The following is a 9116-nucleotide window of genomic DNA, read 5'->3' on the forward strand; positions in this document are numbered from 1 at the left end:
AGGAACATGCCCTGCTTGTGCGGCGAGCGGTCGACCGTGTACTCCAGCAGGTCCTAGGCCCAAGACCGATGATCCGGTACATCGTGGGACGCATCAGCCAGGCCGTCGTCGTGCTGTGGGCGGCGTTCACGCTGACGTTCGCGATCCTCTACCTGCTGCCGAGCGACCCGATGGAGCTGCAGCTCGCCGCGGCCGGCATCCAGCCCGACAGCCTCTCCCCGGAGCAGGTCGCCGGGCTGCGGCACAAGTTCGGCCTCGACGAGCCGATCTGGCTGCAGTACTGGCACCACCTGTCCGGCTTCGTGCGCGGCGACTTCGGTACGTCGCTGACTCAGGGCGTCCCGGTCAGCCAGCTCATCGGGCAGCGCATCGGCCAGACGCTGCTGCTCAGCCTGTGCGCGGCCGCGGTGTCGCTGGTGGCCGGCACCGCGCTGGCCTACCTGGCGACCTTCGTGCGCTGGAACCCGCTGCGGCTGGCGCTGACCCGGCTGCCGGCGCTGGGCGCCTCGTTCCCGCAGTTCTTCATCGCGCTGTTCCTGATCCAGCTCTTCTCCTTCCAGCTCGGCTGGTTCCCGGCCAACGGCACGCAGGGCGCGGCGTCGCTGGTGATGCCGGTCGCGGCCATCTCGGTGCTCACGTCGTCGGTGCTGGCCCAGGTGCTCATCAAGACCTTCGACGAGACGCTGCGGCTGCCCTACATCGCCACGGCGCGGGCCAAGGGCCTGTCCCGCACGGCGGTCCATCTGCGTCACGCCCTGCGCAACGCGGCGCTGCCGGCGATGACGATCCTCGGCGTGCTCGTCGGGCTCAGCGTGACCAGCTCCATCGTGATCGAGACGGTCTTCACCCGGGAGGGGATGGGCAACCTCGCCCAGCAGGCGGTCCTGTCCCAGGACGTGCCTGTCGTGCTCGCCGTGGTGACCATCGCCGCGAGCATCTTCGTTCTCGTCAACCTCGTCGTGGACCTGCTCTACCCGCTGCTCGACCCGCGGATCTCCTACACCACGGCCCGGACCCGCCCGCCGGCGGCCGCGGTCGCCACCGAAGGCGGGGCGCTGTGAGCAACCTCTGGGCGGCCACCGGCCAGCTGGTCCGCAAGCCGCTGTTCCTCGTCGCGGCCGGCTACGTGCTGTTCGTCGTCGTCTCGGCGTTCTGGCCGCGGCTGTTCACCTCGGAAGGCCCGTACGACACGCATCCCGAGGTGGCGATCCTCCCGCCGAGCCTCGGGCACCCGTTCGGCACCGACAGCTACGGCCGGGACCTGTGGACGCGGGTGCTGTACGGCTCGCCGCTGACGATCCAGGCCACGGTGCTCGCCCTCGGCATCGCCCTCGTCGCCGGGCTGACCCTCGGCGTCGTCTCCGGCTTTTTCGGCGGGCGCGCCGACGCGCTGCTCATGCGGGTCGTCGACGTGCTGCTGGCCATTCCGGGCCTGCTGCTGGCACTGTCGATCGTCACCGCGCTCGGCTACGGCACCATCCCGGTCGCGGTGGCCGTCGGCGTCGGCATCGTGCCCGGCTTCGCCCGGACGACCCGCGCCGAGGTCCTGCGGGTCAAGACGCTGCCCTACGTCGAGGCCGCCCGGGGCGCCGGGGCCAGTTGGCCGCGGGTCCTGCTGCGCCACATCCTGCCCAACTCGTGGGGCCCGGTCGCGGTGCTCGCCGTGCTCGACGCGGGCGTGGCGATCATCGCCATCGCCTCGCTGAGCTTCCTCGGCTTCGGCGCGGCGCCGCCGGCCGCCGAGTGGGGCACGCTCATCGCCGACGGCCGCAACTACCTCGTGACGGCCTGGTGGCTGAGCCTGCTGCCCGGCCTGTTCGTCGCGCTGCTGGTGCTCAGCCTGAACCACATCTCCAAGACGATGCAGGAGCTGACACGTTGACCGCCGACCCACTCGTGCAGATCACGGGACTCGACATCGGGTACACCCGGCACCGGAGGATCACCCCCGCCGTCATCGGGCTCGACCTGACCGTCAACGCGGCCGAGGTCGTCGCGATCGTCGGCGAGTCCGGGTCCGGCAAGACCACGACCGCCAACGCGGTCATCGGGCTCCTGCCGGCCAACGGGCGGATCACCGCCGGGTCGGCGCTCGTGGACGGCGTGCAGATCGCCGGGGCGAAGGAGCGCACCCTGCGCCGGCTGCGGGGCTCGGTCGTCGGGCTGATCCCGCAGGACCCGATGGTGGGGCTCAACCCCACCAAGCGCATCGACGCTCAGCTCACCGAGGTCGTCCGGCTCCGCGGGATCACCGGGGCGGCGGCGCACGCCGAAGCCGTGCAGTACCTCGACCAGGCCGGTGTCCCCGACCCCGAACTGCGCGCCCGGCAGTACCCGCACGAGCTGTCCGGCGGGCTGCGCCAGCGGGTGCTCATCGCGACCGCCCTGGCCGGGCGACCGAAACTGATCATCGCCGACGAGCCCACCAGCGCCCTCGACGTCACGGTCCAGCGGCGGATCCTCGACCACCTCGGCGGGCTCGTCCGCGAGCAGGGCATCTCGCTGCTCATCATCACCCACGACCTCGCCGTGGCCGCGGACCGCGCCGACCGGGTGCTCGTCATGCACGAGGGCCGCAAGGTCGAGGAGGGCGAGCCGGGCACGATCCTCACGGCGCCGCGGGAGCCGTACACGCGCCGGCTCATCGCCGCCGCGCCGCGCCTCGCCCACGGCGGCCGGCTCGTGCCCCGCTTCGACGTGCGCGCCGAGGAGCGGCCCGAGCCGGTGCTCACCCTCACCGACGTGAGCAAGACGTTCGCCGTCAACGACCTGCAGCGTGGCCGGCGCGGCTTCAACGCGCTCGACCGGGTCAGCGTCACGGTGCGCCGCGGGCAGACCCACGCGCTGGTCGGCGAGTCCGGCTGCGGCAAGACCACGACCCTGCGCATCGCGCTCGGCCTGGAGGCGGCGACGAGCGGGTCGATCGTGCTCGACGGCACCGAGATCACCGGCCTGAGCTGGAACCAGCTGCGGCCGCTGCGGCGCACGGCCCAGCTCGTCCACCAGGACCCGTTCGCGGCGCTCGACCCGAAGTTCACCGTCCGGCAGTCGATCACCGAACCGCTGGTGTCGTTCCGGGTCGGCGACCGGCGCAGCCGTACGGCCCGCGCACTCGAGCTGCTGGACCAGGTCGGGCTGCCCGCGACCTACCTCGACCGGCTCCCCGGCGAGCTGTCCGGCGGCCAGCGCCAGCGCGTCGCGATCGCGCGCGCCCTCGCGCTGCACCCGCGGCTGCTCATGCTCGACGAGCCCGTCTCGGCCCTCGACGTCCTGGTGCAGGACCAGATCCTGCGGCTGCTGGTCGACCTGCAGGCGGCGCTGGGCCTGTCGTACCTGTTCGTCTCCCACGACCTGGCCGTCGTCGCCGAGATCTCGCACACGGTCTCGGTGATGAGCGGCGGCCGGATCGTCGAGGAGGGGCCGGTCGCCGAGGTCTTCAGCAACCCGCGGAGCCCGCACACCCAGGAGCTCATCGACGCCGTGCCCGGCCGGGCCGCGGTGCGGCGACCGACGGCGGACGTGCATGCCTGAACGGCCCCCGCTGCCCGACACCCGCCGGGCGTCGGCGCTGGCCGCCCAGTTCGCCGGCGCCCGGGCCAACCCCGGGCCGGCCTGGCTGGCCACGGTCACCGGCCTGCTCAACGGCGCCACGATGGTCTTCGGCGCGGCCGCCGTCGGCTGGTCCACCGACCACCTGGTCGTGCCGGCCCTGTCCGGCCGGCCGGTGCCGGCCGGCGCGTGGTGGGTCAGCGCGCTGCTCATCATGGGCATCTCGGCGGTGCGCTGGGCCACCATCTTCGTGCGGGGCCTGGCCACCGGCCGGGTGCAGTACCGGGCCCAGGCCGAGACCCGCCGGGCCGTCGTGCGCCGCTACCTGGAACTGGAGCCGGGCTGGCACCGCCGCCACCCGCCCGGCCGGCTGCTGGCCCACGCCGTGTCGGACGTCGACGCGCTGTGGTCGCCGATGCAGTTCGCGTACTTCGCGGCCGGCATGGTGTTCATGCTGCTGCTCGCGCTGACCGAGCTGTTCGTCCGGGACCTCGTGCTCGGCCTGGTCGGGCTGGTGCTGGTCGGGCTCGTCCTCGCCCTCAACGCCGGGTACCAGCGGCTGCTCGCGCCGCGCGCGCGGGACGCGCAGGCGGCCCGCGGCGTCGTCGGCGGGTTGGCGCACGAGTCGATCGAGGGCGGCCCGGTGGTCCGCAGCCTCGGCCTGGCCGGACACGAGGACGCCCGGTTCGCCCCCGGCGTGCAGCGGCTGCGTGCGGCGAACCTGCGCATCGCCGCCGTCAGCTCGGTCTTCGACCCGCTGCTGGAGCTGCTGCCCACCGCGGCCGTCCTCGCCGTGCTGGCCGCCGCCGCGCCGCGGGCCGGGCAGGCCGGCCTCACCGTCGGCGACCTGGTCGGCGTCGTGTACCTGCTGATCACCATCTCCATCCCGCTCAACGTGATCAGCCGGTTCCTGTCCATGCTGCCGATGGCCGGAGCGGGCCGGGCCCGGGTGCAGGCCGTGCTGCAGCACCCGGCGGCGGCGCGCCCCGGCGGCCGGCGGCTGACCGCCGGGCACCCGCTGCGGGCCGACCTGTGCGGCGTGACCGTCGAGGCGATCCTCCACGACGTGGATCTGGTCCTCGAGCCGGGCACGGTCACCGTCGTGGTCGGCGCCGTCGGCTCCGGCAAGACCACGCTGCTCGACGTCGCCGCCGGCCAGGACCAGCCGACCGGGGGGTCCGTGCGCTTCGACGGCGTCGACGTCCGCGAGCTCACCCGGGACGCGGTGGCCGAGCACGTGGCCGTCGTCGCGCAGACCTCGTTCCTGTTCGCCGAGTCGATCCGCGACAACCTGAGCCTCGCCGGGCATCCCCGGCAGCGGCGCCCGTACACCGAGGCCGAGCTCTGGCACGCCCTGCGGATCGCCGCCGCCGACGAGATCGTGCGGGGCCTGCCCGACGGGCTCGACACCGTCGTCGGCGAGCGCGGCGCGACCCTCTCCGGCGGCCAGCGGCAGCGGATCTGCCTGGCCCGGGCCGTCCTGCGGGAGCCGCGGCTGCTCGTGCTCGACGACCCGACGTCGGCGCTCGACTCGCGCGTCGAGCGCCAGGTGCTGGCCGGGCTGGCCGAACTGACCTCCACCACCGTGCTGCTGGCGACGAGCCGGCCCGCCGCCGTCACCCTCGCCGACCAGGTCGTGGTGCTGCACGCCGGGCGGATCGTCGCGGCCGGCGCGCACGAGGAGCTGCTGGCCGTCGAGGAGTACCGCCGGATCGTCACCGCGGGGGAGCGGCACCGTGTCGGCTGAGCGGGCCGGGACGCGCGCCCTGGCTGCCGTCGCGGTGCGGGTCTCGCCACGGCTGCGCCGGGGCCTGCCGCTGACCGTGCTCCTCGCGCTGCTCGCCGGCCTCGGCCGGGTCGTGGCGCCGCTGAGCGTCCAGCACGCCATCGACGCCGGGCTGGCGCCGGACACGGTCGGCCCGGCCGTCGCCGTCGGCGCCGCGGCGGTCCTGCTGGCCGGCACCGCCTCGACGCTGCTCAACCGGCGGCTGCACGACCGGGTCGAGGAGGCGCTGGCCGGCGTGCGCCGGGCCGGTCTGCGCCGGGTCCACGAGATGGCCGCGAGCACCGCCGACCGGCTGCCCAGCGCCGACCTGACCGCCCGGCTCACGAGCGACGTCGACCAGGTCACCACGTTCCTGCAGGGCGGCGGGGTCCAGTTCCTGACCAGCGCCGCCCAGCTGGTCGTCGCCACCGCGCTCATGTTCGCCTACAGCTGGCTGCTGGCGCTGCCGGTGCTGATCCTGGCCGTCCTCGCGTTCGGCGCCATGCTGGGCATGCAGCGCGTGATCGCCCGCCGCTACGAACGGGCCCGGCGCGACCTGTCCCGGCTGCAGAGCGCGGTGACCGAGGCCGTCGCCGGGGTACCGGTGATCCGGTCCACCGGCACCGGCGAGTGGGCCCGGGCCAGGCTCGACGCGGCCGTCGACCGGGCCCGGGACAGCCTCGTGCGCACCCTCGTGCCGCTGCACGCCAACACCTCGCTCGGGGAGCTGGCCATCTCCACGATGACGGTGACGGTGCTGCTCGGCGGCGTCTGGTGGGCGCTGGCCGGCGACCCGGCGACGCCGCGGCTGAGCGCCGGCGAGGTCGTCGCGATGGTCTTCCTCGTCGGGTTCTTCGTCCGCCCGCTGCAGTTCCTCGTGCAGAGCCTCGGCGAGGCGCAGAACGCCCTCACCGGCGCCCGGCGGGCACTGGAGCTGGTGGCGACGCCGAGCGCCGAGTCCGGCGACGGCGTCGCGCTGCCGCCCGGCCCGGTCGGCGTGCACGTCGCGCACGTCTCGGCCCGCTACGGCGACGGCCCGCTCGTCCTGCGTGACGTGACGGCCCGCATCGCGCCGGGTGAGCACGTCGCCGTCGTCGGCCGCACCGGCTCCGGCAAGTCCACGTTCGCGAAGCTGCTCACCCGCCGCCTCGAACCGGCCGGCGGCACGATCGAGCTCGGCGAGGTGCCGCTCGACCGGCTCGCCACCGCGTCCCTGGCCGGCCGGGTCGTCATCGTCCCGCAGGACCCGTTCCTGTTCGACGGCACCCTCGGGCAGAACGTCCGGCTCGGCTCGCCCGGCGCCACCGACGCCGACGCCCGGCGCATCCTGCACGAGCTCGGGCTGGCCGAGTGGTTCGCCACGCTGCCCGACGGCCTCGCCACCCCGGTCGGCCTGCGCGGCGAGCGCCTCTCCGTCGGCGAGCGGCAGCTCGTCGCCCTGGCCCGCACCGCCCTGGTCGACCCGGACCTCGTGGTGCTCGACGAGGCGACGTCCGGCGTCGACCCGGCGACCGACGTCGCGGTGCAGCGCGCGCTGGCCGTGCTGACCCGTGGCCGCACCACCGTGTCGATCGCCCACCGCATGATCACCGCCGAGACCGCCGACCGGGTCCTGGTCTTCGCCGCCGGACGGCTGGTCCAGTGCGGCCACCACCGCGAGCTGGCCGCGCGGCCCGGCCCGTACGCCGACCTCGTTGCGGCGTGGGCGCGACCGGCCCGCAGTACAGGAGGAACCACATGAACCACGGACAGCGGCGGCTCGGCTTCAACACCCGGGTCTCGTTCCCCACCGGGGAGGCGGCGCGCGGCCTGCGGGAGGGCATCGAGCTGTTCCAGGCCGCCGAGGCGCTCGGCTACCAGTCCGGATGGGCGTACCAGCGGCACTTCGACAACTACCTGTCCGCGCCGATCCCGTTCTTCGCCGCCGCGGGCCAGCACACCACGCGGATCACCCTCGGCAGCGCCGTCATCCCGGCCCGCTACCAGGAACCGGTCCTGCTCGCCGAGGCCGCCTGCACCGCCGACCTGTTGATCGGCGGCCGGCTGCAGCTGGCCTTCTCCAGCGGTACCGACGTGTGGGACGACGTGTTCGGTGCGGTCGGCACGGACGCCCGCACCGAGGGGCAGCGGCGCCTCGCCCGGTTCCTGTCGGCGGTGGCGGGGGAGCCGCTGCACACCGTGACCGAGCGCCGCGGGGTCGGCGGGCCGCCGGTCGGCACCGAGCTGCGGGTGACCCCGCCCAGCCCGGGCCTGCGGGAGCGGATCTGGTACGGCTCGGGCAGCATCGCGTCGGCGGTGACGGCGGCGCGGCAGGGGCTGCGGCTGATCACCGGGACGATCCTGCACGACGTCCCGGCCGGCGAGACGTTCCCCGGCCACCAGGCGCGGCTGATCGGCGCCTACCGGACGGCGTGGGTGGCCGCGCACGGCACGCCGCCGCCCCCGGTCGCGGTCGCCGCCTCGGTCCTGCCGGGACCGACCGCGGCGCTGCGCGAGACGTACGCCGCCTACGACCGGCAGCGGCGCACCCAGGGCCCGGCCGCGTCCCGGCCGTCCGGCGCCCTGGAGCCGGCGCTGTCCGCGCGGCTGCCCACGGGCATGGTGATGAGTCCGGTGTACCACGGGGAGCCCGACGCGGTCGTCACGGCCGTGCTGTCCGACCCCGGGCTGGCGGCGGCCGACGAGCTGGTGCTGTTCCTGCCGCCGGCCTTCGGGCTGGCCGAGAACGTGCGGCTGCTGGAAGACCTGGCCCGGACCGTGGCGCCGGCCCTCGGCTGGAGCCCGGAGACCGCGCCCCGGTCACTGCCGCGGCCAGCACGGTGAGGATCGTGCCGCCGGCCAGGACCGCCAGCAGCGGCAGGAGCGTGCCGGCCGGTGGCCGCCAGGCGCCCGTGAACGGGTCGAGGCGCGCACCCGGGCCGGACTGGAACCGCGTCATCACGAATGCCAGCAGGTACAGGTGCAGCGCCGCGGCCACGCCGGTCAGGACGGTGCAGTAGGGGCGTAACCGGTGCCGCCGGGCCAGCCGGCGCTCGAACTGCGGCGCGCTTGCGGCGCACAGCACCACGCCGGCGGCTGCCGGCATCGCGTACCGGCCCTGCGCGAACCAGCCGATGGTCGGCAGATAGTGCAGTTCCAGGGCCACGAGCAGGCCGATGCAGGCGGCGCCGAGCGAGGCGGCGACGAGGGTGAGGCGGCGGCCGCCGTGGACCAGGCTCGGTACCACCACGGCGCCCACCAGCAGGTACCACGCCGCGACGGCCACCAGCGGGGGCTTGGTCTCGCCGTAGTCGAACTGGCCGACGACCTGCTTGAGATAGAACGGGATGCGCCGGGTGGCCAGGACCTGCGCCAGCCGCAACGGGGCGAGGTGCTGCGCGTCGCGGACGACCGGGGCGACGCCGGCCACGCCGGAGTACACCATCCAGCCGAGCGAACCGGCCAGGCCGAGCGACCACGAGCCGGCAACGACCCAGCGGGTGTCGCGGCGCCGCCACAGCTCGGCGATCCGGCCGGGGCGGGCGAGCGTCGCGCACACCGCCACGATGAGCAACAGCAGCGCGGGACCGAGTTGACGGACGGTGAGCAGCACCAGCGAGCCGGCCCCGACCAGCACCAGCAGGCGGCGCACGGCGCGGTCGCCGAGCCGCGCGCCGGGCGTGCGCAGCAGGGCGAGCAGCGCGCAGCAGACGGCGACGCCGGCGGCGATCTCGAGGCCGTTCGGGTTGACCGAGCCGGCCAGGTTCGCCGCCATCGGCGTCGCGGTGAGCACGACACCGACCGCGAGCAGCCGGCTGCCGAG

Annotated in this window: 6 protein-coding genes and 1 pseudogene; 6 read left to right on the top strand and 1 reads right to left on the bottom strand. The window is 74.9% G+C overall.

Annotated features, from left to right (window positions below; translation table 11 throughout):
- The first annotated feature begins 68 nt into the window (after positions 1–68).
- The 6 genes from ABZS66_RS58420 to ABZS66_RS58445 are packed head-to-tail and all read left to right on the top strand — an operon-like array spanning position 69 to position 8137.
- Positions 69–1061, top strand: a complete 993-nt coding sequence (locus ABZS66_RS58420) for an ABC transporter permease (RefSeq protein ID WP_354773123.1) — start codon at positions 69–71, stop codon at positions 1059–1061.
- Complete coding sequence (locus ABZS66_RS58425) at positions 1058–1882, top strand: ABC transporter permease (RefSeq protein WP_354773125.1); 825 nt, start codon at positions 1058–1060, stop codon at positions 1880–1882. The genes ABZS66_RS58420 and ABZS66_RS58425 overlap by 4 nt, the downstream gene beginning before the upstream one ends.
- Positions 1879–3531 carry an ABC transporter ATP-binding protein gene (locus ABZS66_RS58430; RefSeq protein WP_354773127.1) on the top strand — a complete coding sequence of 551 codons (1653 nt, stop codon included), beginning with the start codon at positions 1879–1881 and terminating at the stop codon, positions 3529–3531. The genes ABZS66_RS58425 and ABZS66_RS58430 overlap by 4 nt, the downstream gene beginning before the upstream one ends.
- Positions 3524–5296, top strand: a complete 1773-nt coding sequence (locus tag ABZS66_RS58435) for an ABC transporter ATP-binding protein (protein ID WP_354773129.1) — start codon at positions 3524–3526, stop codon at positions 5294–5296. Before ABZS66_RS58430 ends, ABZS66_RS58435 begins: the two co-directional genes overlap by 8 nt.
- Positions 5286–7055, top strand: coding sequence for an ABC transporter ATP-binding protein (locus ABZS66_RS58440; protein WP_354773131.1), 1770 nt, complete (start codon positions 5286–5288; stop codon positions 7053–7055). The genes ABZS66_RS58435 and ABZS66_RS58440 overlap by 11 nt, the downstream gene beginning before the upstream one ends.
- Positions 7052–8137 carry an LLM class flavin-dependent oxidoreductase gene (locus ABZS66_RS58445; protein WP_354773133.1) on the top strand — a complete coding sequence of 362 codons (1086 nt, stop codon included), beginning with the start codon at positions 7052–7054 and terminating at the stop codon, positions 8135–8137. The genes ABZS66_RS58440 and ABZS66_RS58445 overlap by 4 nt, the downstream gene beginning before the upstream one ends.
- Positions 8138–8399: 262 nt before the next feature.
- Here ABZS66_RS58445 and ABZS66_RS58450 read toward each other — a convergent pair.
- A pseudogene (locus tag ABZS66_RS58450) lies at positions 8400–9086 on the bottom strand (DUF2142 domain-containing protein); the annotation flags it as partial.
- Positions 9087–9116 lie beyond the last annotated feature (30 nt).

Origin of the sequence: Dactylosporangium sp. NPDC005572 (assembly GCF_040605515.1) — a bacterium.
Taxonomy (GTDB): Bacteria; Actinomycetota; Actinomycetes; order Mycobacteriales; family Micromonosporaceae; genus Dactylosporangium.